Origin of the sequence: Maribacter vaceletii, assembly GCF_003634105.1 — a bacterium.
GTDB classification, from domain to species: Bacteria; Bacteroidota; Bacteroidia; order Flavobacteriales; family Flavobacteriaceae; genus Maribacter_B; species Maribacter_B vaceletii.
This window is the reverse complement of record NZ_RBIQ01000007.1, coordinates 1,160,360-1,185,609: the sequence shown is the minus strand read 5'-3', so window position 1 is coordinate 1,185,609 and position 25,250 is coordinate 1,160,360. Positions and strand designations below refer to the sequence as shown.

Below are 25,250 nucleotides of genomic sequence, written 5' to 3'. Positions count from 1 at the left end.
CAATAGTTATCAATATATCAAAATTGATAATAGCACTTATTTTATATCCCTGATTTTCAGTTGCAAAGAAATATTACCTTGCCATTCATTTTCATCAATAGAAAAAGCAACGCTAAAAGAACCTTCTTTTACAACAGGGAGTTTATCCCCTAAATTAAAACCAATTCCGTTAATTTTTTGGGTATTCCCTACTTGAAAAACAGAACATTTTAAATGACTTTCATCTGCGCCAACTCCTTTTGCATAGCCAGAATCTTTTATATTTTCGGACATAAAAATTGGTGTCATATTCCCAGGGCCAAAAGGCTCGAATTGAGAAAGTATTCTATGGAATTTTGGAGTAATATCTTTAAAATCTATAATAGAATCTACACTGATTTCTGGAGTAAGCAAGTTTGGATCTATGGTTTCAGAGACCACTTCTTCAAACTTTGCTTTAAAGGCCTCATATTGTGATTCTAAAAGTGTTAATCCCGCAGCATATTTATGTCCTCCAAATTGCTCAATAAATTCCGAGCTTGCATCTAATGCATTATATACATCAAACCCTTTTACGGAACGCGCTGAAGCTGCTAACTTTTCACCGCTCTTTGTAAAAACTAAAGTAGGTCTATAATACGATTCTGTTAATCTAGATGCTACAATACCTATTACCCCTTTATGCCAAGAATCTTTATACACTACCGAAGTAAATTTCTCTTCTTCTCCATTATCAATAATCTGTTGAAGAGCTTCTTTGGTAATTTCTTTATCTAAATTTTTACGGTCTAGATTATACTTTTCTATTTCACCGGCAAACTTCTCTGCCTGCTCAACATTTGTTTCTGTTAGTAGATTTACCGCATGCTGACCATGCTTCATTCTACCTGCAGCATTAATTCGTGGTGCAATGGTAAAAACTACATCGGTAATGGTAAGTTTTTGTTTTTTGGTTTGTGCAATAATAGCTTGGAACCCTGTTCTTGGTTTACTATTAATAACCTGAAGACCATAATAAGCTAAAACTCTATTCTCTCCTGTTATAGGAACAATATCGGCTCCTATAGCTGTGGCAACCAAATCTAAATACGGTATTAAATCTTCTAGGCTTTGGTTATTATTTACAGCCAAAGCTTGTATCAGTTTAAAACCTACTCCACAACCACACAATTCGTCATAGGGATAATTACAATCGTCTCTTTTAGCATCTAAAACCGCAACTGCTTTTGGTAATTCTTTACCGGGTCTATGGTGGTCACAGATAATAAAATCTATTCCTTTATCTTTAGCATAGGCAACTTTATCTATAGCTTTTACACCACAATCTAATGTAATAATTAGGCTAAAATCATTGTCTTCTGCAAAGTCTATTCCCATATAAGAAACTCCATACCCCTCGGCATATCTATCTGGAATATAGGTAGCAACATTAGGGTAATAGCTTAAAAGGTAAGAGGAAACTAATGCGACAGAAGTGGTACCATCTACATCATAATCGCCAAATACTAGTATGTTTTCATTATTAGCAATAGCCTTTTCTATACGCTCTACCGCAATATCCATGTCTTTCATTAAAAAAGGGTCGTGCAAATCGGATAATTGGGGTCTAAAAAAAGTTTTAGCCTCTTCGTAAGTAGAAATCCCCCTTTGTAAGAGTAATTGCGATACAATACTTTCCACATTTAAAGCTTTTGCTAATGAAGTAATTTCTTCTTCCTGTGGTTTTGGTTTTATGGTCCAGCGCATGGTATTTATTGAAAATTTTTCTCTTTTTTGGGTTTGTAACAGTTTTCGTCAGTTCGAGTGATATTTCGCCCTAAGCGAAATATTGTATCGAGAACCTATTCTCTAAATTTCTTTTTTGCCAAATTTGGTAATGTATCATAATCGCCATTAATTAAGGCTATTTTCTTAGCTCGTGACCATTTCTTAATTTGCTTCTCTTTCTCTATTGCTATTTGGATATCTGTAAATTCACAATAATAAACCAATGCTAAGGGTCTTCTAGAAAATGTATAACTTTCTTTATGCCTTCCTATTTGATGTTCTGAAAATCTTCTTTCTAAATTAGAAGTAACCCCTGTATAAAAAGTATTATCGGAACATTTTAATATATAAACATAGGATTGTTTCATACATAGTAACATATAAGCTTCTCGATACAATTTCTCCTGTCGTCGAAATCACTCGAAGTGACGAACTTATTACGAATGATGAAAAACCGTTTTAATTTCCATGGTAGCAAACTGACGAAACATCTCCATTACACCACAATACTTTTCTACAGAAAGGTCTACTGCTCGTTGTAATTTTTTCTCGTGCAAATTTGGTCCAGTAAAATGATATTCTACCGTAACCGCGTCGTAATGTTTTGGATGCTCGTCTGTTAAATTAGCAATAGTATCTATAGTAAACTCATCTACCTCTAGCTTCATTTTTTTTATCAATGCTGCTACATCTAAGCCAGAACAACCTGCAAGAGAACTAAGCATTAAGGCTTTGGGTCTATAGCCACTACCATCTCCGCCGTCTTCTTTAGCAATGTCTATTTTTAGGTTGTGTCCTGATGGGTTATTGCTTTCAAAAGCCATATTACCCAACCATTTTGTAGTTACTTTATTTGTTGTACTCATTGTTTTAGTTTTCTGTGTTATTCAAAAATACGGTTTCTATGTTGATAATTGTACTTCATAATTAGTCGGTATTAAATACTAAAATTATATCTCCAAAGTTTCAAATACCCTACTTTTTAACACCGGCAACACATCCGTATTAAACCAAGGATTCTTAGTTAGCCAAAATCTGTTTCTAGGAGAAGGGTGCGGTAAAGGCATGTACTTTGGCAAGTAGTTCTCGAACACTCGTACTGTTTCTGTAAGGTTCTTTTCTGCTGTTTTTCCTAGGTAATATTTTTGGGCATAAATACCTATCAATAAAACCAGTTCTAAATTAGGAAGTTTATCAAATAATTGTTGGTGCCATAAGGGTGCACATTCTGGTCTTGGTGGTAAATCTCCTGTTTTTCCTTTGCCAGGATAACAAAACCCCATGGGTATAATGGCTATTTGTTTTTCATCATAAAAAACTTCGTCCGTTACTCCTAACCATTTTCGTAGCTGTCTTCCACTAGGGTCGTCCCAAGGAATTCCAGAGGCATGTACTTTAGTGCCAGGCGCTTGTCCTATAATTGCAATTTTTGCTTCGGCATGTGCAACAACTACAGGTCTTGGGCCTAAGGCTAAATGCTCCTTACAAATAGTACACGCTCGGATATCGGAAAGGAGCTTTTCCACTTATTTGGTTTTTAATGCTTCTCCATCAAAAGAAATACCATCGAAACCAGTTACCATAAAATTTCTAATATTCTGATGTCCTGTTCCTTCTAAATCTTGTAACACTTCTTCTGTATAATATTTTCCAAAGCAAGCTAAAGTTTCTTCCTTGGATAAATTCTCTACCCTAGCAAAAGCAAACAATTTACAAGAACCAGAATTTTCTCCAACGTTATTTTTTAATTTTCCATTGGTAAAAGTAGTTGGTGTAAACTCATAATTTGCTTCAATAACTGCCATAGTATCGGTAAATTCTACTTTACCTTCTGTGCTTAATTTGTTTTTAAAATCTTCTATTTTCATACTTAAATATCTCTTATTTTTTTCCTCCTACTACTATTACTATTTCTCCTTTTGGTGGCTTTTCTGTAAAATGCGCTAAAACCTCTTCTGCGGTTCCTCTTATGGTTTCTTCATACATTTTGGTAAGTTCTCTAGAAACAGAAACTGGTCTTTCTGCATCAAAATATTCTACAAACTGTCCTAATGTTTTTACTAACTTATGTGGCGATTCATAAAAAATAATGGTTCTGGTTTCTTCTGCAAGTAGTTTTAAACGTGTTTGTCTTCCTTTTTTTACGGGTAAAAATCCTTCAAAAACAAACTTATCATTTGGTAAGCCACTATTTACTAATGCAGGTACAAAAGCCGTTGCTCCTGGCAAACAGTCTACCTCTATATTCTCTGCAACACAGGCTCTAGTAAGTAAAAATCCGGGATCCGATATTGCTGGAGTACCAGCATCGCAAATTAATGCTATGGTGGTTCCTGCTTGAATTTTATTTACCAAAGTATCTACCATTTTATGCTCATTATGCATATGATGGCTTTGCATTGGGGTGCCAATTTCTAAATGTTTTAAAAGTTTACCACTGGTTCTAGTGTCCTCCGCTAGAATAAGGTCTGCCTCTTTTAGTACACGTATAGCACGTAATGTAATATCTTCTAAATTACCTATTGGTGTTGGCACTAAATAAAGTTTTCCCATACTGCAAATTTACGGCCTTACTTTCTTTCCAAGAAAATAGGAAGCCAATAAAACTACTAATCCTACTACTGCAAGGCTTTGCTGGCCATCACTTATCATATAATGCGCAAAAAAAGCTAGGACAAAATCAAAGAAAAAACCTGCATATGCCCATTCTTTTAATGCCCCTCCTTTATTAGATGCTATTACTCCTAATCCTAATAATTTTGCCACAGCTAATGGATAAATTATATAGGTAGGATACCCAAAAGAGGTAAACGCTTCTTTTATCATTTCATGTTTAAAAAAATACATAGAAGCCGAGAATAACATTAATACCGTTAATAAGCCTGTTGCTATCCAATAAATAATTTTTTGTGTTTTCATGTCTTTTAATTTTAGTTGATTTCAAATTTAGTCGTACAAATTGCCTTAAAACAACAATGCCCCGCAAAAGCAAGGCATTGTAATTTAATTTCTTTAATATATTACGCAAACTTACGCTCAATGAGTTGCATAAAACGCTCCTCTAAATCTTCTTTTCCTTCCCAATTGTTATAATCTGGTTTAACCATATTTACAATGAATGATACGGAGCGTTCTTCAGAATCTATGGTATTTAACTGTGATAATACTCGGTTGTAATCTTCTGTGCTATCATTAAAAAGGTGCTTTACAAACGCAAGTCTATTATTTAGATCTACCTTAATTTCTTTTGAACTTACTCTATCATTTACAGATTTTGAATCCTTTGTTTGAATTTCATTTGCCTTGGGCATAAAAAGCTCTTTATCATTCTTTGCATAATTTGGTTTTTCAAGAAATTCAGATAAAACGGCATCTACCTTTTTATCCTCTGGCATTTCTAAAACCATGTCTTTTATGGTATCCATACCTGGAATCATAATATCTTCTTCATGCGGATTGCTTTCTGGAACTAATTTATTTTCATTTAAAACCGCATTCGCCATTTTTTCAAACTTAGCAGCTATAGGGCTTTTAGCAACATTTACTTCAACGTCATTTAAATTGTCATTTATGTATTTTAAAACCGCCAACTTCTCATACATTTCTTTACTAGCATCATAAAGTCCCGTAATTTCTGTAAGGTCTTCTGCAGTAATAATTTGTGTTGCGAGCTTTACTAACTCTGCTTTTATTTTCTTTTTCATGACGCTATTTTTATCCTTTCAGAAAAGGTGTATTTTTTCTTAAATTTATATCATCGTTAAATAAGAACGAAAAAACACCTTATTTTCGTCTAAAATTACAAAATGTTTCTCGAAAACACCGTTAATCATAAAGAACAATTTGGCTGGATAGAGGTTATTGCTGGATCTATGTTCTCTGGTAAAACAGAAGAATTAATTAGAAGGTTAAAACGTGCTCAATTTGCTAAACTAAATGTTGAGATTTTTAAACCAATGGTAGATACACGTTACGATAAAAGTAAAGTGGTATCTCATGATTCTAATGAAATACATTCTACACCTGTAAAATCTGCAGCCAAAATTAGAAAGCTCGCAGAAGATTGTGATGTTATAGGCATTGATGAAGCTCAGTTTTTTGATGATGAAATTGTACAAGTTTGTAATGACCTTGCAAACAAAGGTATTCGTGTTATAGTTGCTGGTTTAGATATGGATTTTAAGGGAAATCCTTTTGGACCAATGCCCAACCTAATGGCCACTGCAGAATATGTAACTAAAGTTCACGCAATTTGTACACGATCTGGAAACTTAGCAAATTATAGTTTTAGAAAAACTAATAATGATGACCTTGTGCTTCTAGGAGAAGTAGAAGCTTATGAGCCGTTAAGTAGAGGCGCCTTTTATAAAGCGCAATTAAAAGAAAAGGTAAAAGAATTTTCAGTAAAGTCTCAAGAAATAGTACCGCCTAAAAAAAGTGCTAATGACTAAAACTCAAGAAACAGTTTTAGAGATTAGTTTGTCTGCTCTAGAGCATAATTATAATTTTATTTTATCTAAAATAAAGCCTGATACCAAGTTCTTAGCAGTTACTAAAGCTTTTGCTTACGGTAGTGATGCCTGTAAGATTGCTAAAAAACTAGAAAACTTAGGGGTAGACTATTTTGCAGTTGCCTATACAAAAGAAGGAGTAGAATTAAGAAATGCGGGAATTAAGACTCCTATTTTAGTTTTGCACCCGCAAGCAGTAAATTTTAAAATTATTCTAGAATATAACCTAGAGCCTAATTTGTATTCCAAAAAAATTCTTGAGGAATTTTTAGAGGTAGCAAAACAAGAAAATAAAAGCAATTATCCTGTTCATATAAAGTTTAATACTGGGCTAAATAGGTTAGGTTTTACTAAAGAAGCTATTCCTAAAATTATTACTACCATATTAAATGATAATACGTTACATGTTCAAAGTATATTTTCTCATTTAGCTGCATCTGAAGATTTAAATGAAAAAAAGTTTACGCAAGACCAAATAAATGAATTTCTAAAAATTAAAGAAGAAATTGAAAAATTACTTCCATATTCCATCACAACACACATGGCAAATACTTCGGGAATATTAAATTATCCTGAAGCTCATTTCTCTATGGTTCGGAGTGGTATAGGACTATACGGATACGGAAATAACCCCGAATTTGATAAAAAATTAAAGCCTGTAGCTACCTTAAAGACAATAATTTCTCAAAAACATATTTTAGAACCTGGAAAAAGTATAGGTTATAACAGAGCTTTTATTGCAGAAAAAACTATAGTTACAGCAACATTACCAATTGGTCATGCAGATGGTATTGGTAGGCAATACGGACAAGGAAAAACTTTTGTAGAAGTTAACGGCAAAAAAGCACTTATTGTTGGTAATGTTTGTATGGATATGATTATGATTGATGTAACAAATATTGATTGTAAAGAAGGGGACGAAGTAATTATTTTTGGTCAAGAACAATCTGCAGAAGATTTTGCTACAACTGCGAATACCATATCCTACGAGCTTTTAACAGGAATTTCTTCCCGAGTTAAAAGAGCATTAATAATTTAATTTACAGTTTCTAAATTTTAAATGTGACTTTTTTTATTAAATTGCGTCTTAATATATGTAACCAATTAAACACTAAATATTATGTTAAAAGAATTTAAGAATTTCATCATGACCGGAAACGTGATTGATTTTGCAGTAGCAGTTATCATGGCAACCGCTTTAGGTGCTGTAATTAATGGTTTTGTAAACAACATTGTTATGCCATTTGTTGGTCATTTCGCTGGTGGAGTAGATTTTGCTGACAAAAAAATTGTTTTAGATGAAGCTGTAGTTGATGCTGCAGGGGTTGTAACTTCTCCTGAAAATGCGATCATGTGGGGGTCATGGATAAACACAATCATTAATTTAATTATTGTTGGTTTTATTATGTTCTTAATTGTAAAAGCTTACAACAAAACAAAAGCTCCTGAACCAGAAGCAGCTCCAGCAGGACCTACTGCAGAAGAATTGCTTACTGAGATTCGTGATTCTTTAAAAAAGTAATTCAACTACTTACTTTTTAAAGTTCAATAGAAAATTAAAGCCTCTACTTAATCGTGGAGGCTTTTTTTAGTTTAAATATCAATTGTTACAAATAAAACATTTTGTTATATTTTAATTATTCTTTACTTTAATACTTGTACAACCCTAAGTTATACTTAAATTTGCATCTTAATTTAAAATATATTTCAAGTGAAAATAGCAGTTGTTGGAGCTACAGGTATGGTAGGAGAGGTAATGCTAAAAGTATTAGCAGAGCGTAATTTTCCTATTACAGAGTTATTATTAGTTGCCTCAGAGCGTTCTGTAGGTAAAAAATTAGCGTATAAAGGTGTAGATTATACAATTATTGGATTAGCAGATGCTGTAGCAGCTAAACCAGATATTGCTATTTTCTCTGCTGGTGGAGACACTTCATTAGAATGGGCTCCAAAATTTGCAGAAGCAGGTACAACTGTTGTAGATAATTCATCTGCATGGCGTATGGATCCTACTAAAAAACTAGTAGTTCCAGAAATTAATGCAAGTGAACTAACGGCAGAAGATAAAATTATTGCTAATCCTAATTGTTCTACAATACAATTAGTAATGGCATTGTCTCCATTACACAATAAATATAAAATGAAACGTGTGGTAGTTTCTACATACCAATCTGTTTCTGGTACAGGTGTTAAAGCTGTACAACAATTAGAAAATGAGATTGCTGGTGTAGAAGGAGAAATGGCTTATCCTTATCCTATTGGAAGAAATGCTCTACCTCATTGTGATGTGTTCTTAGAAAATGGATACACTAAAGAGGAAATGAAATTAGCTAGAGAACCTCAAAAAATCTTAAACGATAGGACTTTTTCTATTAGTGCTACTGCCGTTCGTATACCAACTGCTGGTGGCCACTCAGAGTCTGTAAATATAGAGTTCGAAAATGATTATGAACTAAACGAGGTTCGTAGCATATTAAATGACACACCTGGTGTTACCGTACAAGATAATCCTGATACAAATACGTATCCAATGCCAATTTATGCACACGATAAGGATGATGTTTTTGTTGGAAGAATTCGTAGAGATGAAACCCAACCTAATAGTATAAATATGTGGATTGTTGCAGATAACCTTAGAAAAGGTGCTGCTACCAATGCAGTGCAAATTGCAGAGTATTTAGTAGACAAAAAATTGGTGTAAACATTTATTGTAAACACAAATATTTTAATCCTCCTATAAAAACCTTTGACCCTTATAGTGTCAAAGGTTTTTTTGTATTAATTTAGGGCTGATTAATTTAAAAAAATGAAAGCCTCTACGTTTTTTACCTTATTATTACTAGTAAACACCCTTTGTATGGCGCAAGAGAAAGAAGCTCCTTCTATTACATATCCTATCACAAAAAAAGCTAACATTGAAGACACCTTTTTTGGAACTACCGTAAAAGACCCTTATCGTTGGTTAGAAGATGATAGAAGTGCCGAAACAGAAGATTGGGTAAAAAAACAAAACAAAGTCACTTTTAGTTACCTTGACAAAATTCCGTTTAAATCGCACATAAAAAACAGACTAGAAAAACTGTGGAATTATGAAAAACTAACTTCCCCATTTAAAAAAGGAAATCACACCTATTATTATAAAAATGATGGTTTGCAAAACCAATATGTGCTTTACAGAAAAAACTTGAAAGGTGAGGAAGAAGTGTTTTTAAATCCAAATACATTTTCTAAAGACGGAACTACATCTTTATCTGCAATAAAATTTACTAAAGATGGCTCTCTTGCAGCCTACCTTATTTCTGAAGGCGGTAGTGATTGGAGAAAAGCTATTGTATTAGATACTAAAACCAAAGAAATAGTTGGAGACACCCTAGTAGACATAAAATTTAGTGGTATTTCTTGGAAAGGTAATGACGGTTTTTATTATTCTAGTTATGACAAACCAGAAGGCAGTGAACTTTCTGCAAAAACAGACCAACACAAAGTATATTACCATAAACTTAATAGACCACAAAGTTCTGACGAACTAATATATGGAGGCGTAGAGTCCGAAAAACATAGATACGTTGGCGCTAATGTAACAGAAGATAATAAATACTTGTTAATCTCTGCATCTACCTCAACATCTGGAAACAAGTTGTTTATTAAAGATTTAAGCATTCCTAACGCACCTCTTGTTACTATTCTAGATCATACAGATACAGATAGTTCTGTCATAGAAAATGTAAATTCTAAACTCTACATTGTTACCAATTTAAACGCTCCAAATAAAAAAATAGTTACTGTAGATGCTGCCAACCCTACACCAGATAATTGGGTAGATTTTATTCCAGAAACCGAAAATGTTTTAAGCCCTAATACTGGCGGAGGTTACTTCTTTGCAGAATATATGGTAGATGCTATTTCTAAAGTATATCAATATAATTATAATGGTAAGCTTATAAGAGAAGTAAAACTTCCTGGAATAGGTAGTGCCGGTGGTTTTGGAGGAAAAAAAGAAGATAAAGATTTTTACTTTTCTTTTTCTAATTACAAAACACCAGGTTCGTATTACAAATACAATGTAGAAAGCGGGGATTACAATTTGTATTGGGCTCCAGAAATTGATTTTAATTCGGATGAATTCGAGTCTAATCAGGTATTTTATACGTCTAAAGATGGCACCAAAATACCAATGTTAATTACGCATAAAAAAGGAATTGAATTAAACGGTAAAAACCCAACTATTTTATATGGCTATGGCGGATTTAATATTAGCTTAACCCCTTCTTTTAGCATTACCAATGCTGTTTGGATGGAACAAGGAGGTGTTTATGCTGTGCCTAATCTTCGTGGTGGTGGTGAATATGGTAAAAAATGGCATGACGCTGGCACCAAAATGCAAAAGCAAAATGTGTTTGATGATTTTATTGCTGCTGCAGAATATTTAATAGAAAACAAGTATACTTCTTCTAACTTTTTAGCGCTTCGTGGTGGTAGTAATGGAGGTCTTTTAGTAGGAGCTACTATGACACAACGTCCAGATATAGCTAAGGTAGCACTCCCTGCTGTTGGTGTTTTAGATATGCTACGTTACCATACTTTTACAGCTGGTGCAGGCTGGGCTTACGATTATGGTACCGCAAACGATTCTAAAGAAATGTTTACCTATTTAAAAGGCTATTCCCCAGTTCATAATGTAAAAAAAGGTGTTTCTTATCCTGCAACTATGGTAACTACTGGTGATCATGATGATCGAGTAGTTCCTGCGCATAGTTTTAAGTTTGCTGCAGAATTACAAGCGAAACAAACGGGACTTAATCCTACACTAATTAGAATAGAAACTAATGCTGGCCATGGTGCCGGTACACCTGTAAGTAAAATTATTGAGCAATATGCCGATATTTTTGCATTCACTTTATTTAATATGGGCTATACAGAGCTGCCAAATAAAAAATAAATGTTACGAATAAATAACCTAGACTTTTCATACGACGAAACAGCTATTTTAGAAAAAATTTCTTTCCACATAAAAAAAGGAGAACATGTATCTCTTATTGGGGAGAGTGGTTGTGGTAAAAGCACCTTATTAAAGCTTATTTATGGTATTTATGATTTAAATAATGGCACCATTTTTTGGAAAGAAAATCAAATTTTAGGGCCTGCTTTTAAATTAATTCCAGGAGAAAAATACATTAAGTTTTTAGCGCAAGATTATGACTTAATGCCACATACAACCGTTTTTGAAAATGTGAGTCAGTATTTATCCGTATTTGAGCCAGAAGAGCTTAAAAAACGCACCCAAGAGCTTTTAGAAACTATTGAAATGACTTCTTTTGCGCACACAAGGGTAAAGTATTTAAGTGGCGGACAACAACAAAGGGTAGCTCTAGCAAGAGTTTTGGCACAACAACCAGAACTTTTATTATTAGATGAACCTTTTAGCCATATTGATAATTATAGGAAGAATAGTCTTAGAAGAAATATTTTTAAATATTTAAAGAAAGAAAAAGTAACTGTATTAACTGCAACTCATGACCCTAGTGATGTTTTACCATATGCAGATCAAGTAATTGTAATTAAAAACAGAAAAATAATAGCGCAAGATTCTCCTGAAAAATTATACGAGCGTCCAACAAATTTATATGTTGCTTCTCTTTTAGGAGAAGCCAACCGTATTCCTGTAAATGTTGTAAAAACATATGCAAATACTAAAAGAAGAATAATTGTATATGCTAATGAATTTAAAGTATCCGAAAAATCTGGGTTAAAAGTACAAGTAAAAAAGAATTACTACCAAGGAGTTAACTATTTAATAGAAGCTGTTTATGAAAAACAAAAAATATTTTTTTACCATACTACAGCCATAGAAAAAGGGAAAAAAGTGTATTTAAATATCTCTATTGAGACTATTAACCAAAGGTTATCTTAGGATTGAAATGAATAAAGCGCTACTAGTTTCTGAATTACAATTTAAAGGCATTAGAAGTAGTGGTGCTGGTGGCCAGCATGTAAATAAGGTTTCTTCTAAGGTAGAATTAAGTTTTGAAATTAATAAAACCAATGCGCTTACCACTTTTGAAAAAGAACGTATTCTTGAAAAATTATCTAATAAAATAAACAAGGAAAATGTTCTTATTTTGCAATGCGATGAGAGCAGAAGTCAGCATAAAAACAAAGATTTAGTAATTAAGCGTTTTTTAAAATTAATAGAAAATTCATTACTAATTCCTAAAAAAAGAAAAGTTTCTAAGCCCAAAAAGTCTGCTATAGAAAAACGTTTAAAATCTAAAAAAAGAGCTGCTTTAAAAAAAGTAAATAGAAGAAAGCCAGATTTAGATTAGTTCTTTTAAAAAGTAATCTTCTATTAACTCTTCTATTAACTGAGATGCATTTTCCATGCTATATTTTACCCCTTTAGATGGATTATAGGTTTGCATTACTTTTTGTACTCCTAGCTTTTGTAGTTCATTAGCATCTACATCTAACTTACCACAAATAGCAACCACAGGAATCTTGTGTTTTTTTGCCATTTTTACTACGCCATTTACCAATTTTCCATGTATGGTTTGACTATCAATCTTTCCTTCTCCAGTAACTATATAATTAATCTTTTGACTTTCAATAATTTTAGGCACCTCTGCTAATTCTAAAAGAAAATCTACTCCGCTTAAATATTCCGCATCAAAAAAAGTTTTTAATCCATAAGCGGTGCCTCCAGCTGCTCCCGCTCCTGGAACTAAAGCAAAATCTTTTTGAAGTTCCTCCTGTATAATTTTATTTAAATGTATTAGTCCTGCATCCAAAAAAATAATTTCTTCTTTACTAGCACCTTTTTGTTCCCCATATACATGAGCTGCACCATTAATCCCAAAAAGTGGGTTGTCTACATCATTAACAGCATAAAATTTAACGTCTTCATACTTTTTAAACGTTTCGCTTTTTTCAATTTTAAAAACTGTAGCTAAATTGGCTCCTATTGGTTTTACTTCCTCCCCATTTTTATCCTTAAAAATATAGCCTAAAGCACTTGCAATACCAATACCAGCATCATTTGTTGCACTACCTCCTAAGCCCATATATATAGTCTTTGCTCCTCTAGAAACCGCATCTTTTATTTGTAACCCAGTACCATATGTAGACATTTGCATTACGTTGCGTTCTTCTTCTTTTAAAAGCTCTAATCCAGAGGCTTTTGCTAGTTCTATATATGCAGTATCGTTTTTACTATTTAACAAATAAGAAGCTGTTAATTCTCTTCCCATTGGGTCCATAGTCTCTACTTGGGTTTTTGTAGTACAAATAATATTAGAAATTGCATCTAAAAAACCATCGCCACCATCGGAAGCAATAATGTTGAATATGTTGGAAGAAGTATCTGCTCTTTTTATCCCATTAGAAACAGCATTAATAACTTCTGTTGCGGTTAATGAACCTTTAAATTTATCTGGAATTAATAAGTAATTCATCATAACTAACTATAAATTTGTGGTATAAAATAACTTAATACCAAAATGAACACAAAAAATGCTATAAGAATATAAACCTCTTTAATAAAGAAATCTTCTTTTTTAGGTAATACACTTATCATTAATTCTCCTTTTTCTTTTTGCCAACCAGTTAAATAACTAATGCCATAAGAAAATACTAGTGTAAGTATAACTCCTGTAAAGTTTAACCATATCCAAAACACATGTATTCCTAGATCTACATTGAATATGTTTTGCATTGTTTTAGAAAAAATAAGATTAATAAGAACGGCTAATATTATACCCGTATTCATCCCTATATAATTAACTTTTTTGCTAAACATAGCTAATAAAAAAGTTACTAATACTGGTCCGTAAAATACCGACCCTATAGCATTTATAATTTCTATTACAGCACTTTTACTTCCTCCAAAAAGAAAGGAACAAGACATACAAACTACTCCCCAAAAAATTACAGATAGTTTAGAGATTAACATATATTTTTTAGAAGACAGTTCCTTCTTACCTTTAGAGAAAAAGTCCTCTACTGTAACTGCAGATAAGGAATTTACCGTGGAACTTAAAGAAGACATTGCGGCAGATAAAATACCAACCATTAGTAATCCTATTAATCCATGAGGCAAATATTTTATAATAAATATAGGCATCATTAAATCGGCCTTAACTCCATTTTTAGCAAATTCCTCCGGAAAATATTTTTGGGTCATAAGAGCTATATCTTCCAGAAAATCTGGGGACATACTTACTAGTCCCCCTATAATTAAGCCAATAGAACAATACAATAACACTACAGGAAAGCGTAACAATCCGTTTGCTAATAATAATTTACGAATAGTACCCTCATCCTTTGCAGATAGTAATCTTTGCGCTTGTGTTTGGTCACAACCATAATAGGAAACATAGAGAAAAAAACCACCTATAATCATGGGCCATAAACCATATTCTTGGTTCATTCCTAATCCCCAATTTAAATCTATTACTTGTAATCTTTCTGTAGGGAAGCCATTTTCTAATCCTCCTTGCCCTTGTAATAAATCCCAGCCATAAAATAGGCAAACTACTAACCCAACAAATAATATTATCATTTGTATAGCATCTCCCCAAACAACAGCCTTCATACCGCCCTGCCATGAATAAATTATAGTAATTATACTTATTATAAGAACTGTGTAAACAAAATCTATGTCTAAAACTGCTTGCAATATAATAGCAACGGTATAGACCATTACTCCTGTTGCTAAAGCTCTACTTATTAAAAACACCACACTCAAAATAAGCCTTGTAGATGGGTGAAAACGCCTTTCTACAAATTCATAAATACTTACCACACCTGATCTAAAAAGTGGGGGAACAATAATTACCATAATAAAAATCATGGCTAACGGTACTGCAAATTCAAACGTTAACCATTTCATTCCGCCACCTAATTTTAAGCCAACAAAGGCAGGTGCAGAAATAAAACTAATGGCCGATAATTGTGTTGCCATTGTAGATAAGCTTAAAGGGAACCAACCAAGACTTTTTCCTCCTAAAAAGTAATCTTTAGAATCTTTATTTTCTTTAAAAAAGTAACCCATTCCTAAAAAACCTATTAGATAAGCTACAATTATGATATAATCTAGATAATTCATTTTGGTTTGTTTTTATTGATGGGTTACAATTTATACTTTAAAATATCTCTTTCTTTTTTAATCCATTCTTCTTTAAGAATACTTAGTAATACTATATTTACCCTCTTTGAACTTATGGAGGATGGTAAAAAACTTCGTAATATACCTTCCTTTTTACAGCCTACACTTTGCAATGCAGCAATACTAATTTCATTTTCGCTACTTGCTCCAAAACCTATTCTTTCCAGCTCTAGAATATCAAAAACAAATTGAAATAATAAATACTTGCAATGTTTGTTTAAGCCTGTACCTCTAAATTCTTTGCCATACCATGTATGCCCTAATTTAATATTTTTTAATTCTTGTGAATACTCATAAAAACGAGTAGTTCCTGCGTATTTTTCATTTTTTTTATCAAAAACTATAAAAGGATATTCTTTTTTTAATTTTCGATTATTAATTGATTCATTAATATAGGCTTCTAAATTCTCTCTTCCATTGCCCTTTTCAATAAAATGCGTCCATAAATCTGATTCTTCAGAAATACTGACAAGTTCATTTATATGAAAACTATGTAAAGGACTTAATTTAACTCTGTCATTTTCTAGAATATAATTCTCTAAAAAGTTAAATGCCATCCTATTTTATATTAAAATTTTATTTCTGATGCAAAAGATCTATTAACAAGGCTGCACTCCATGAAAAATTGTTGCCTCCGTAACCGCCAGTCTCTGTTTTTCTAATCTCTTTTCTAGAATCAAAATATTCATAGAAACCATCGTTCTCAATCAACGCAATAGAGTCTTGCTTTACTCTCTCTGAAATCTCTGCATATCCATAATCTTTAAGACCGTAATAAAGCATCCAGTTAAGGTTTATCCAAACTGGCCCTCTCCAATACTTTTTAGGATTAAAACGATCACTTTCTGGATCAAAGGACGCACAAAGATATTTATCTTCACCACCGAATTTATCCATCATTGTTTTTACCAATTTTGCTGCTCTTTCTTTATCTGGAATCCCAGCATACAAAGGAGAAAAAGAAGACGACGAAACAAAACGTATTGGTTTATTATTTCTTAAATCATAATGTACGTAAGCCCCTAGCTCTTCGTCATATAATTTAGCATTAAACCCTTTAATACTCTTCTCTTGCCAAGATTTTAATTGTGCTACTTTATCGGCATTGTTTCCTATCTTTTCATACAATTCTATTAACGCAGTGTTAGATTTTATAAGCATTGCATTAAATAATGGATCTTGCACTAAAAAAGGAGATAACTCTGCAATTTTGACGTCATCATAATTGTTTGCCTTGGCAATTTCTATGATATGCAAATAATGATCATACTCTCTTTTAGAAGGCCTTTGAGAGGCATCTACGTGAGTAGTATCTCTTCTTTCAAAACTATATTCTGGTGGGTTCATTGTTTTCCAGATATCATCCCAAATAGGAGAATTGTCTGTTCCTGATTCCCAGTTATGGTATATGTATACTAAGCCTTCATTATTTATATCTCTATTGGAATAGAAATACTTGTGATTATCATATACTTTATCAATCTGAGACTTTATAAACCCTAGCATATCTTTTTTATCATCTGCTATTTTTAACATCTCTTGTAATACAAAACCTGTTACAGGAGGCTGCGTCATACCTGTAGATCTATATTCTTTAGAAGCTAACGGATGTAGTTTTGATAAGTGAAAATCTGCACCAGGAAAATATGTATCGCTCTCGTTATGAAAAACAATATGCGGTATAAATCCGTTTTCCCATTGTGCATTTAATAGAGTTTCTATTTCTGCCTTAGCATTTTTTACATTGTAATATGCTAGACCTATAGCAATGAATCCCGAATCCCATTTCCATTGAAAAGGGTACAAACCTTTACAAGGAATAGTAAATCCTCCTTCTTGAAAATTTGCATCTAATATTTCTTTTGCTTTTTCTACTAACTTCTCTTTCATATAAAATAAAATAAAAACACATTGGGGTAAAGTACCACCAGTGTGTGTTACTATATAAAACTTAAACTAAACTGACTCTAAAAATTTAAGGTTGCTGTTGCAAAGAATCTTCTTGGTAAAATTGGTCTTCCAAAGAAAAACTCACCTTCTGTAGCTCCTGCAGCTCCTGCTCTAGGGTTACCTTCTGTAATACCATTACTATCAAATAAATTAAAAACGGAAACACCTAGCCTTAATGTTTCATTATTTTCTCCCATTGCAAATGTATATCCAGCTCCTATACGTGCAATAGTAATTGCATCTAACTCTATACCATTAGTATCATCTGTAAACTTAGCTCCTGTATGTGTTCCTGAGAAACTAGCATCAAACATTTTATTATCATAATAAACTCCTAAGCTTCCTAAGAAATTTGGTTGTCTTGCCAACTCATTACCTTCATTTGCAGCTGTAGAACCTCCATTTACTAAATCTTCATTTATGTTTTTAGTAATTTCATGATCTTGGTATGTAGCCGTTCCTCTAAGGCTAAAATCTTGAGCAAACTTATAATCCCATGTTGCTTCTAAACCAACAGTTGCAGTATTTTGTATAGATCTTGTTTCATCTACTAATTGACCGCCAACAATTGCCTGTGTAATTTTAATTCTATCATTTAAATTAACATAATACGCTGCTAAAGAACCTGATAATTTTTCGTTTCCAAACTTTGCACCAGCTTCAAATTGTATAATGTTTTCTGCATCATAAGGGTTTTCACTAATACCTGCTACTGGAGCAAAACCTCTTATTTGTGGAAAGAAATATCCTTTAGAAAAGTTAGCATATAAATTTGTTGCATCAGAAAGTTCATATAATGCTGCTAAAGACACCGCCCATGCAGAAGCGCTTACTGTAGATCTTACAAAACTACCATCTGCAGATTGTACATCACTTAATCCTGTAGTTATATCTGCATCATCATAAACAGTTTCTGTTCTTAAATCTCCTTTCGCAAATTTACCATCTGTTTTTTCCCATCTAAAACCAACATCAAAACGCCATCTGTCAAAAATCATCTCATCTGTAAGATATAATGCTGTTCTATTTTGTGATAAATAATTATTAGATGTCATCCCAATACGGTTATATAATCCTCCTTGAGAGTATATTACATTTTCACCAGCTGCATCTGTATAATTAAGATTAACCAAGCGTGGCGTATTATTAAATTCTGATAACGCTCTAAATTGATAGTTTACGTCTTCCGCTTCTGTACGAGCTAAGAAAGTACCTACTGTAATATTGTGGCTTCCTCCATTTGCAGTTTCAACAGTTTTAGTTAATGAAGCTTCTCCAGAATAATCAGTCATTGGTCTTAACCTATCAATATGTAAATTATCTACCACTAAATCTGAACCACTAACTTGTTGGTTTGGATCACCGCTTTGGTACGTTGCTTGGTATCCTTGATTTGCACCATCTAAACTTTCTACATAATTATCTAAAGTTATTGGGTTACTATTGGCTCCATTACCTCCAACATATAAAGCAAAGTTATGCTTGTAATTTGCATATTTTATTTTAGACTTAAATCTTAAATCATCTTCAATATTATAGTTAAAATCTGCTAAAAGATACCCTCCTTTTGTAGAAACACCATCTGCAATAGGACTATTGTAAACACCTCCTGGTGTATTAAAAGAAGTATTTGCTAATTGGCCTGTTAATAATTGTTCTACCGGCTCCCCATCATTACCATTTATTCTTTCTCTAGAACCTCCTTGTAAAGGTAGTGGCATATAGAATTGCGCATTGTCATTAATAAATTGTCCGTGAAGCGTAAAAGAACCTTTATCAAACTTCTTTTTAACATTACCTCTTAATTGAATACCTTTTGTTGGTAATCCTGTTTTAATTGGCCCCTCATCATAACGTACAAAACCTGTTAAAGCATAAAAAGTATTAGACTCTTCACCACCTAATCTTCCTCCTGTATAAAACTCCGTTTTAATTCTACCTTCATTAGCCACTTCAATATTAATAGTGTTTCCAGGGTTTGTATCTCCTGTTTTACTAGTGTAATTAATAATACCAGCAACAGAGCCTGCACCATATAATACTGCAGAACCACCACGAACAAACTCTACACCTTTAAAACCTAAATCTGGTCTTGCGTAAACATCATGTGCAGAAGAATTTAAACCAAATGTGCTCATTAATGGCATACCATCATACTGTAAAGGGTTAAATACATATTGCCCTCCAGAGGGTAACCCTCTTACAAAAATATTACTGGCAGTTTCACCACCACCACCTTCAGCAGTAATACCTGGTACACTTCTTAAAATATCGGCCTGACTATTTGCTGATAATTTTACTATTTCTGCTTGTTTTACAGATGTAATAGATAAAGGTGCTTGTTTCTGAGATCTAAATGTACTAGAGCCAGTAAGTACAACCTCGTCTAATTGCTCTCCTCCTTCTAATAAAACAAAATCTAGTTTTATTAAAGAACCATTTAATTCTATTTCTTTTTCTTGAGAAGCAAAACCTAAATAGGAAACTTGTAATTTTTGTGTTCCTTCTAAATCTGATTCTAAAGTAAAATTACCATCAAAATCTGTTACTGTCCCTGTTGTTGTTCCAGTAATTAAAACATTGGCTCCTATAATAGGCTCACCAGAAAGGTCTTTTACATGTCCTTGAATCTCTGTTTGTGCAAAAGCAAATGAGATTCCAAAAACACAAATCATTGTAAAGAGTATTTTTTTCATAAAACAGTTTTTAGTTAATTCTTATTTTGAGTTATTGTTAATTTTTTGATAAAATTATATTGACATTCCTAATTTTGATGCTGTTTTTTAACGAAAATCTTATGCAAACGTTCTCGCAAACGATTGCAATTTGATTTTTTTTTATATCTTAATATGAAAATACCCTAAAAAGAATTTAAATTTTGAGTAAACAAAGAAATATTACATTAAAAGATTTAGCAAAAGAGCTTAATTTATCTATCTCTACAGTTTCAAGAGCTTTAAACCAACACCCTGATATTAAACCGAGTACCGTAGAAAGAGTAACAACCTTAGCTAAACAACGCCACTATTCCCCTAATTTATTTGCAAAAAGTTTTAGATCTAGAAAAACTAATATTTTAGGCGTTATTGTCCCTAATATTGCACATTACTTTACATCTACTATTTTAAAAGGGATTTTAGAAAAAGCCGAAGAGAAAGGGTATAGGGTAATTATATCTGAATCTAAAAACAATGAAGTGAAACAAACCGAAATGTTACAAACCATGACACAGTTTGGTGTAGATGGTGTGTTACTTGCATTGGCAAGAAAAACAACGTCTGTTACAGATGTTTTACAAATACTAAATCGTATTCCTTTAGTTATGTTTGATAAAGTATCTGATAAAATCCCTTGTACCCAAATAGTTATAGACGATAAAGAAGCAGCATTTAACGCTGTAGAGCACCTTATAAATATTGGCAAAAAAAGAATCGCAATTATTAAAGAAACGGAGAACTCTTTTAATTCTGAAAAAAGATTTGCTGGCTATTTAAAAGCTCTTAAAGAACATAACTTGCCAATAGATGAAAAAATAATTCTTAGCACCGAAGATATATCTTTAACGAACGGAAGAAGACTTACTAATATTCTTATTAGTATGAAAAACCCTCCCGATGCTATTTTTGCTATTACAGATAATGCTGCTATTGGCGCAATTAAAGCATTAAATAAATTTAAAATAAAAATACCAGAACAAATTGCAGTTGTTGGTTTTAGTAATTCTATGAACTCTACCATAATACAACCAGCTCTTTCTACAGTAGATCAGCCTGGAAATAAAATTGGGAAAACTGCTGTTAAATATTTAATCCAAGAAATAGAAAAACCTAATGAAGATGTTAGTATTAAAACTGTGAAAATTAAAACAAGCCTAATTATTAGGGATTCTTCTTTTACAGCATAAGTACTTAATTTAAAAAATTTCCTTTATTGTTGTCTCCACTTTGTTAAATGTTATTGAATCGCCAACACATTTCCCCATTAGTAACTTGGCAATAGGTGTAGCTGCAGAAATACAATAGACCGATGCATCTTTACTCTTATACTCTCCTGCAGAGATTGCTATGAAGTATAAAAATTTGTTTGTTTTTATTAAACTTCCTAAACCAATTTTTTCTTGAGACGTTTTAATATCTATTTTACTAAGTAATTGTGCTATTTTTTCAGCTTCTGCTAATTGGGCACCTAATTTTTCTCTTTCTAACTGTACCATTGCCCTACCAGTCTCGTGCTTATCGCCCGCGCTACTTTTAGTTTCTGACGTTAGAGCGGTTTGTATTTCTAGTATTTGATTATGGATTCGAATAAGACGGTTATTAATAAAATCTTTACAAAATTGAAAAGTATTTTCTTTTAAGGTGTTATAAGGCATACAACAAAAGTAACTGTAAATACTATAAAAGAATAGCTTTACTCTTCAAAATGGTATAAATCGGCTAATTTAAAAACAAGGTAGTTTACCATAGCCTTTTCTTCTAAACCTTGAAGATACATCTTATGTATTGCTTCATCATTCTCTGCTTTAAAGTAATCTAAATCTCCAGACCTATCTTCACTAAAAATATTCCAAGACTTTAAGCCTGAAAGCATATTTTTATGTGCTTCATACTTTTTAATAACTAAACCAACTCTTTTCTTTAATGTTTTATCCTTTTCTGTAGAAGCAGCTTCTTTAGCGGTCCAATATTCATAATCTTCTTCTAATCTAGCATCCGCTTTTTGTGCTTCAGAAATGATCTTAAAATATGCTCTAGATACTAAAGAAGCATACTTATCTTTAAACCAAGGGCTTTGTATTGTTTTAAAGGACCCTGGAGTACTTAAAACTAAAACATCTTCTGAACTTGCATATAATTCATTAGAATTTGCATTATCTTTTGTAGAAACTAAAGCTTGTTTCCATGCTTCTGTTTTAATTAGCTCTTTCCAAACTTTAGCATATTCTTTTTTATAATTAGACTTAGATGAAGAACATGACTGAATAAGCAGCACTATAATTAATGCAAAACTTACTCTAAAATATTTTGTAATTAGTATCATTCCTATTTTATAATACTAGCACGTATTATGATAGGCAAAGTTCTTATAATATAGCTATAGATTTTTTGGGATTTCAATATAACAAATAATTTAAAAGAATACGTCTTTTAAAAATAAAACTATGATATTAAATACAAACCCGCTAGTTCTTCTCCAATAACAGTTCCTATTGCTACTCCCATTCCCCCAAGTCTAACACCACAAAAAACACGGGAAGAAATACGTTTAAGAATTGGTTTTTTTGTCTCTCCTACACCCATTATACCACTCCAATTATGTTCTATTGAAAATTCCTTATTTGGTAATATTATCTCTTTTAAAAGCTGCTCTAATTTTTGTTGAATTAAAGAAGTTACTCCAAATTCTGTGGTTTGTTCCTTTTTAAAATCTAAATTTCTACCACCACCTAAAAGTATTCTATTATCAATATTTCTAAAATAATAATAGCCTTCTTCTAAATGAAAAGTGCCTTTAATATGTAAATTTTTTATTGGTTTGGTTAGTACTACTTGTGCTCTTGCAGGTTTTATTTTTTCTGTTATTAAATTAGCAGCAAAACCATTAGTTGCTATAAAAAGTTGTTGGGTATTAAATTGAAATTTATCTGTTTTTACTTCCACCCTGCCTTGCATTTCCTGGAAATCTTGGACATTTATGCCATTTAGGATAGTTATATTGTTTTGTACTACTTTTTTTAATAAAGCCTGCATCATAGCACCCGTGTTTATTTGACCTTCAAACTTGTGGGTAATATATTTTTCTTTGATATTTAAGAAACTAAAAATGTTCTTATTTTCTTCAAAAGCATTCTCTTTAAAAACAGGAAACAATAATGTATTAACTTCTTCTATTTTAGATAACGACGAGTAGTATAGCTCTTTATCTTTTTCTAAAAACAGTTCATGCCCACCTAATTGTTGGTAGCCTATTTTAGTATCGCTTAATTTTTCTCTTAGTGCCTGTATACCATTATACCTTTTTTGAACCAAAGAAACCACCTCTTCTGGGGTATGTGATTTTAAGTCTGCTAGTATTTCCGAGATACTCCCAAAACAGGCAAAACCAGCATTTTTTGTACTAGCTCCTTGTGGTAAAATGCCTTTTTCTAAAATTAGAATACCAGCTTCAGGATATTTTTCTCTAAGTTTTAATGCACAGTTTAAACCAACTATTCCGCTGCCAATAATGGTAAAATCTATATTAGATAACCATGTTTTGTATTCCCAATAACTAAGATTCATAGTACTAAAATAAGTACAATTGCTTAAATTCTAATTAGAAATAAGCATCTACCCCATTTATTAGGTAACCAACTTATTAGTCTGTTTTTAATTTTTATCTCTACCCCCTAATAAAATTAAAAATCGTTTAACAGCTGGTTTTATCGCTAATGAAAAGTTTTGGAGCACCTAAAAGAATTACTTTCTCTAAAATAAAACCTTATGGTTTGTAAATTATTCTTGGCGTACCCCAAAAAATACCTGAGAAAGTATATTAACCTTTTCTAATTTACCTTCAATAGTACCTTTTAATACTACTTTATTATTGGAAGATTGTTGCGCTGATATTTGCAAACTATTTAGTAAATTAAAAAAACGATTTACTTGCGGAATTTGTACTACTTCTTTTGCTTTATTAAAATCTACAAACAAATTCATAAAATTAGAACTAGTAATTTGTTCTGTACTCTGTTTTAATTTTTGAGTTTTAAAACAGGTAGCCGTAGCATCTTCTTCAACATAAAAATGATAAAAAGGAATACTCTTAAAAATATTATTTTCAGTCAACAATTCTTGTTCTTTTAAATAGCTTTTTAAAGGTTGTTTTTCTCTTCCTAAATTTAAAATAATAGATGGCACTAGTTTTTCCTGCAGCGATTTTTGTTCAATTTTATTAAAATTGTCATCGTAACCATAGGTTATAATAGTATCTGTTTGCATAGTTGTACCATTAACGCCTGCATAGAAAAAACCATTAGTTAACTCTGCAATCTCTGGCACATTTATATTTGCTTTTTTTAAGAACGCGTTATTCTTCCAAGAGGCTATAAATTGCTCTCTATTTTTATTACGATTAAAATTTCCATCCCAATAAAATTCTAGTGCTGCATTAGGAACTCTATCATAAGATACTTTGTTAGGATACGCATTAACCTCATTAGTTTCTAGACTTCCTTCTAAAACGGCCTTGCCATCTTTAAATTGAATTTCTGTTTTGCCCTTTGTATCTATAAAGGTTATATGACTATTGCTTTTAGAAAGAGTGGTAATCCATTTGTTATTTTTTGACGTTATAACTTTACCCTCTTTTAAAACTTCTACAAAAACCTTTTTACTCTTTTGGTAGGTATTATCTAATCCAAAAGAAACAACTAATTTATTGTTACTCCAAGCACAAACCCAATGTTGTTTTTTATGTTCTAACCAATGTATGTTATGCTCCTTATCAATTTTCTGATGTAATCCCTTAGAATACTCTTTTATCTGATTTTTAAACGCATTATTATCCTCAATAGTAAGAATAGAAAAATAAGTGTTTTGTACTTTAGGTACTGTAAATAATACCAAGTTATGAGGTGTAAAATTTATTCCTTTTTTCTCTACAGTATCTTTCTCTTTTTTCTTTGTTTTAAACGATGCATTGTTATAGTAATACTTTGGAGAAGTAATTGCATCTAAAACAAGTGTTTCTTTTATATCCTGAATGCCTATTTTAATAACACTATCCGCATCTTTATGAATAACCCCCAATAAAGAGGCTGTATTACAATACCAAGTATAACCCCAATAGCCAACTAATGAGGTTATACTTAATATTACAATTATTTTTAGTGCTTTTTTCAT

The 25,250-nt window shown here is 32.1% G+C and carries 25 protein-coding genes; 8 read left to right on the top strand and 17 right to left on the bottom strand.

The features are described from left to right. Nucleotides 1-36 precede the first annotated feature (36 nt). The 8 genes from recJ to CLV91_RS04780 form a co-directional block, all read right to left on the bottom strand. Nucleotides 37-1,725, bottom strand: a complete 1,689-nt coding sequence (gene recJ, locus CLV91_RS04815) for a single-stranded-DNA-specific exonuclease RecJ (RefSeq protein ID WP_121064510.1) — start codon at nt 1,723-1,725, stop codon at nt 37-39. 95 nt (nt 1,726-1,820) lie between these two features. Then, the gene (locus CLV91_RS04810) at nt 1,821-2,114 is read right to left on the bottom strand and encodes a GIY-YIG nuclease family protein (RefSeq protein ID WP_121064508.1); all 294 of its coding nucleotides are present in this window, start codon (nt 2,112-2,114) and stop codon (nt 1,821-1,823) included. A gap of 69 nt (nt 2,115-2,183) precedes the next feature. Further along, a complete protein-coding gene (locus CLV91_RS04805; protein ID WP_121064506.1) occupies nt 2,184-2,612 on the bottom strand; it encodes an OsmC family protein in 429 nt (142 codons plus the stop codon). Between the two features lie 84 nt (nt 2,613-2,696). Continuing rightward, nucleotides 2,697-3,272 (bottom strand): uracil-DNA glycosylase family protein, encoded by a 576-nt coding sequence (locus tag CLV91_RS04800; RefSeq protein WP_121064504.1) that lies wholly within the window; start codon nt 3,270-3,272, stop codon nt 2,697-2,699. After that, nucleotides 3,273-3,614 carry a HopJ type III effector protein gene (locus CLV91_RS04795; protein WP_121064502.1) on the bottom strand — a complete coding sequence of 114 codons (342 nt, stop codon included), beginning with the start codon at nt 3,612-3,614 and terminating at the stop codon, nt 3,273-3,275. A 13-nt stretch (nt 3,615-3,627) separates the two neighbouring features. Further along, entirely contained in the window at nt 3,628-4,299 is a 672-nt protein-coding gene (gene rsmI / locus CLV91_RS04790) for a 16S rRNA (cytidine(1402)-2'-O)-methyltransferase (protein ID WP_121064500.1), read from the bottom strand. A 9-nt stretch (nt 4,300-4,308) separates the two neighbouring features. Next, on the bottom strand, nt 4,309-4,665 hold the full coding sequence (locus CLV91_RS04785) for a DoxX family protein (protein ID WP_121064499.1): 357 nt from the start codon (nt 4,663-4,665) through the stop codon (nt 4,309-4,311). A 101-nt stretch (nt 4,666-4,766) separates the two neighbouring features. Then, nucleotides 4,767-5,450 carry a hypothetical protein gene (locus CLV91_RS04780; RefSeq protein WP_121064497.1) on the bottom strand — a complete coding sequence of 228 codons (684 nt, stop codon included), beginning with the start codon at nt 5,448-5,450 and terminating at the stop codon, nt 4,767-4,769. 102 nt (nt 5,451-5,552) lie between these two features. Here CLV91_RS04780 and CLV91_RS04775 point away from each other — a divergent pair, with 102 nt between their 5' ends. The 7 genes from CLV91_RS04775 to arfB all read left to right on the top strand — a co-directional run bounded on the left by CLV91_RS04775 (nt 5,553) and on the right by arfB (nt 12,580). Continuing rightward, on the top strand, nt 5,553-6,197 hold the full coding sequence (locus CLV91_RS04775; RefSeq protein ID WP_121064495.1) for a thymidine kinase: 645 nt from the start codon (nt 5,553-5,555) through the stop codon (nt 6,195-6,197). Continuing rightward, entirely contained in the window at nt 6,190-7,296 is a 1,107-nt protein-coding gene (alr, locus tag CLV91_RS04770; protein WP_121064493.1) for an alanine racemase, read from the top strand. The genes CLV91_RS04775 and alr overlap by 8 nt, the downstream gene beginning before the upstream one ends. An 81-nt stretch (nt 7,297-7,377) precedes the next feature. Further along, nucleotides 7,378-7,779, top strand: coding sequence for a large conductance mechanosensitive channel protein MscL (gene mscL / locus CLV91_RS04765; protein ID WP_121064491.1), 402 nt, complete (start codon nt 7,378-7,380; stop codon nt 7,777-7,779). Nucleotides 7,780-7,968: 189 nt separating this feature from the next. Further along, a complete protein-coding gene (locus CLV91_RS04760; RefSeq protein WP_121064489.1) occupies nt 7,969-8,958 on the top strand; it encodes an aspartate-semialdehyde dehydrogenase in 990 nt (329 codons plus the stop codon). 156 nt (nt 8,959-9,114) lie between these two features. After that, complete coding sequence (locus CLV91_RS04755) at nt 9,115-11,196, top strand: prolyl oligopeptidase family serine peptidase (protein ID WP_245987142.1); 2,082 nt, start codon at nt 9,115-9,117, stop codon at nt 11,194-11,196. Further along, nucleotides 11,197-12,168 carry an ABC transporter ATP-binding protein gene (locus tag CLV91_RS04750; protein WP_121064485.1) on the top strand — a complete coding sequence of 324 codons (972 nt, stop codon included), beginning with the start codon at nt 11,197-11,199 and terminating at the stop codon, nt 12,166-12,168. Beyond that, nucleotides 12,140-12,580 (top strand): alternative ribosome rescue aminoacyl-tRNA hydrolase ArfB, encoded by a 441-nt coding sequence (arfB, locus tag CLV91_RS04745; protein WP_317124768.1) that lies wholly within the window; start codon nt 12,140-12,142, stop codon nt 12,578-12,580. Before CLV91_RS04750 ends, arfB begins: the two co-directional genes overlap by 29 nt. Here the strand turns inward: arfB and CLV91_RS04740 are convergent. The 5 genes from CLV91_RS04740 to CLV91_RS04720 form a co-directional block, all read right to left on the bottom strand. After that, nucleotides 12,572-13,705, bottom strand: a complete 1,134-nt coding sequence (locus CLV91_RS04740; protein WP_121065728.1) for a glycerate kinase — start codon at nt 13,703-13,705, stop codon at nt 12,572-12,574. The two genes, arfB and CLV91_RS04740, sit on opposite strands and share 9 nt — an antisense overlap. Before the next feature lie 5 nt (nt 13,706-13,710). After that, the gene (locus tag CLV91_RS04735) at nt 13,711-15,357 is read right to left on the bottom strand and encodes a sodium:solute symporter family transporter (protein ID WP_121064480.1); all 1,647 of its coding nucleotides are present in this window, start codon (nt 15,355-15,357) and stop codon (nt 13,711-13,713) included. A 23-nt stretch (nt 15,358-15,380) separates the two neighbouring features. After that, nucleotides 15,381-15,974: a GNAT family N-acetyltransferase gene (locus CLV91_RS04730; RefSeq protein WP_121064478.1), complete on the bottom strand. Its 594-nt coding sequence runs from the start codon at nt 15,972-15,974 to the stop codon at nt 15,381-15,383. Nucleotides 15,975-15,993: 19 nt separating this feature from the next. Continuing rightward, a complete protein-coding gene (locus CLV91_RS04725; protein ID WP_121064477.1) occupies nt 15,994-17,307 on the bottom strand; it encodes an MGH1-like glycoside hydrolase domain-containing protein in 1,314 nt (437 codons plus the stop codon). Between the two features lie 77 nt (nt 17,308-17,384). Continuing rightward, nucleotides 17,385-20,063: a TonB-dependent receptor gene (locus CLV91_RS04720; RefSeq protein WP_121064475.1), complete on the bottom strand. Its 2,679-nt coding sequence runs from the start codon at nt 20,061-20,063 to the stop codon at nt 17,385-17,387. A gap of 182 nt (nt 20,064-20,245) precedes the next feature. On the opposite strand from CLV91_RS04720, the gene CLV91_RS04715 reads away from it, so the two are divergent. Further along, a complete protein-coding gene (locus CLV91_RS04715; RefSeq protein ID WP_121064473.1) occupies nt 20,246-21,271 on the top strand; it encodes a LacI family DNA-binding transcriptional regulator in 1,026 nt (341 codons plus the stop codon). A gap of 9 nt (nt 21,272-21,280) precedes the next feature. On the opposite strand, the gene CLV91_RS04710 is transcribed toward CLV91_RS04715, so the two are convergent. The 4 genes from CLV91_RS04710 to CLV91_RS04695 form a co-directional block, all read right to left on the bottom strand. After that, nucleotides 21,281-21,739, bottom strand: coding sequence for a 3-oxoacyl-ACP synthase (locus CLV91_RS04710; RefSeq protein ID WP_121064471.1), 459 nt, complete (start codon nt 21,737-21,739; stop codon nt 21,281-21,283). A 38-nt stretch (nt 21,740-21,777) separates the two neighbouring features. Then, nucleotides 21,778-22,407 (bottom strand): hypothetical protein, encoded by a 630-nt coding sequence (locus CLV91_RS04705; RefSeq protein WP_121064469.1) that lies wholly within the window; start codon nt 22,405-22,407, stop codon nt 21,778-21,780. 119 nt (nt 22,408-22,526) lie between these two features. Continuing rightward, nucleotides 22,527-23,648, bottom strand: a complete 1,122-nt coding sequence (locus CLV91_RS04700; RefSeq protein ID WP_121064467.1) for an NAD(P)/FAD-dependent oxidoreductase — start codon at nt 23,646-23,648, stop codon at nt 22,527-22,529. 213 nt (nt 23,649-23,861) lie between these two features. Continuing rightward, nucleotides 23,862-25,250 (bottom strand): hypothetical protein, encoded by a 1,389-nt coding sequence (locus CLV91_RS04695; protein ID WP_121064465.1) that lies wholly within the window; start codon nt 25,248-25,250, stop codon nt 23,862-23,864.

Coding starts and splice junctions, on each gene's coding strand:
- CLV91_RS04785 (WP_121064499.1), bottom strand. CDS start 4,665: ATGAAAACACAAAAAATTATTTATTGGATAGCAACAGGCTTATTAACG.
- CLV91_RS04750 (WP_121064485.1), top strand. CDS start 11,197: ATGTTACGAATAAATAACCTAGACTTTTCATACGACGAAACAGCTATT.
- recJ (WP_121064510.1), bottom strand. CDS start 1,725: ATGCGCTGGACCATAAAACCAAAACCACAGGAAGAAGAAATTACTTCA.
- CLV91_RS04700 (WP_121064467.1), bottom strand. CDS start 23,648: ATGAATCTTAGTTATTGGGAATACAAAACATGGTTATCTAATATAGAT.
- CLV91_RS04725 (WP_121064477.1), bottom strand. CDS start 17,307: ATGAAAGAGAAGTTAGTAGAAAAAGCAAAAGAAATATTAGATGCAAAT.
- CLV91_RS04780 (WP_121064497.1), bottom strand. CDS start 5,450: ATGAAAAAGAAAATAAAAGCAGAGTTAGTAAAGCTCGCAACACAAATT.
- CLV91_RS04755 (WP_245987142.1), top strand. CDS start 9,115: ATGGCGCAAGAGAAAGAAGCTCCTTCTATTACATATCCTATCACAAAA.
- CLV91_RS04730 (WP_121064478.1), bottom strand. CDS start 15,974: ATGGCATTTAACTTTTTAGAGAATTATATTCTAGAAAATGACAGAGTT.
- CLV91_RS04735 (WP_121064480.1), bottom strand. CDS start 15,357: ATGAATTATCTAGATTATATCATAATTGTAGCTTATCTAATAGGTTTT.
- CLV91_RS04795 (WP_121064502.1), bottom strand. CDS start 3,614: ATGAAAATAGAAGATTTTAAAAACAAATTAAGCACAGAAGGTAAAGTA.
- rsmI (WP_121064500.1), bottom strand. CDS start 4,299: ATGGGAAAACTTTATTTAGTGCCAACACCAATAGGTAATTTAGAAGAT.
- CLV91_RS04740 (WP_121065728.1), bottom strand. CDS start 13,705: ATGAATTACTTATTAATTCCAGATAAATTTAAAGGTTCATTAACCGCA.
- CLV91_RS04805 (WP_121064506.1), bottom strand. CDS start 2,612: ATGAGTACAACAAATAAAGTAACTACAAAATGGTTGGGTAATATGGCT.
- mscL (WP_121064491.1), top strand. CDS start 7,378: ATGTTAAAAGAATTTAAGAATTTCATCATGACCGGAAACGTGATTGAT.
- CLV91_RS04710 (WP_121064471.1), bottom strand. CDS start 21,739: ATGCCTTATAACACCTTAAAAGAAAATACTTTTCAATTTTGTAAAGAT.
- alr (WP_121064493.1), top strand. CDS start 6,190: ATGACTAAAACTCAAGAAACAGTTTTAGAGATTAGTTTGTCTGCTCTA.
- CLV91_RS04775 (WP_121064495.1), top strand. CDS start 5,553: ATGTTTCTCGAAAACACCGTTAATCATAAAGAACAATTTGGCTGGATA.
- CLV91_RS04720 (WP_121064475.1), bottom strand. CDS start 20,063: ATGAAAAAAATACTCTTTACAATGATTTGTGTTTTTGGAATCTCATTT.
- CLV91_RS04705 (WP_121064469.1), bottom strand. CDS start 22,407: ATGATACTAATTACAAAATATTTTAGAGTAAGTTTTGCATTAATTATA.
- CLV91_RS04810 (WP_121064508.1), bottom strand. CDS start 2,114: ATGAAACAATCCTATGTTTATATATTAAAATGTTCCGATAATACTTTT.
- CLV91_RS04695 (WP_121064465.1), bottom strand. CDS start 25,250: ATGAAAAAAGCACTAAAAATAATTGTAATATTAAGTATAACCTCATTA.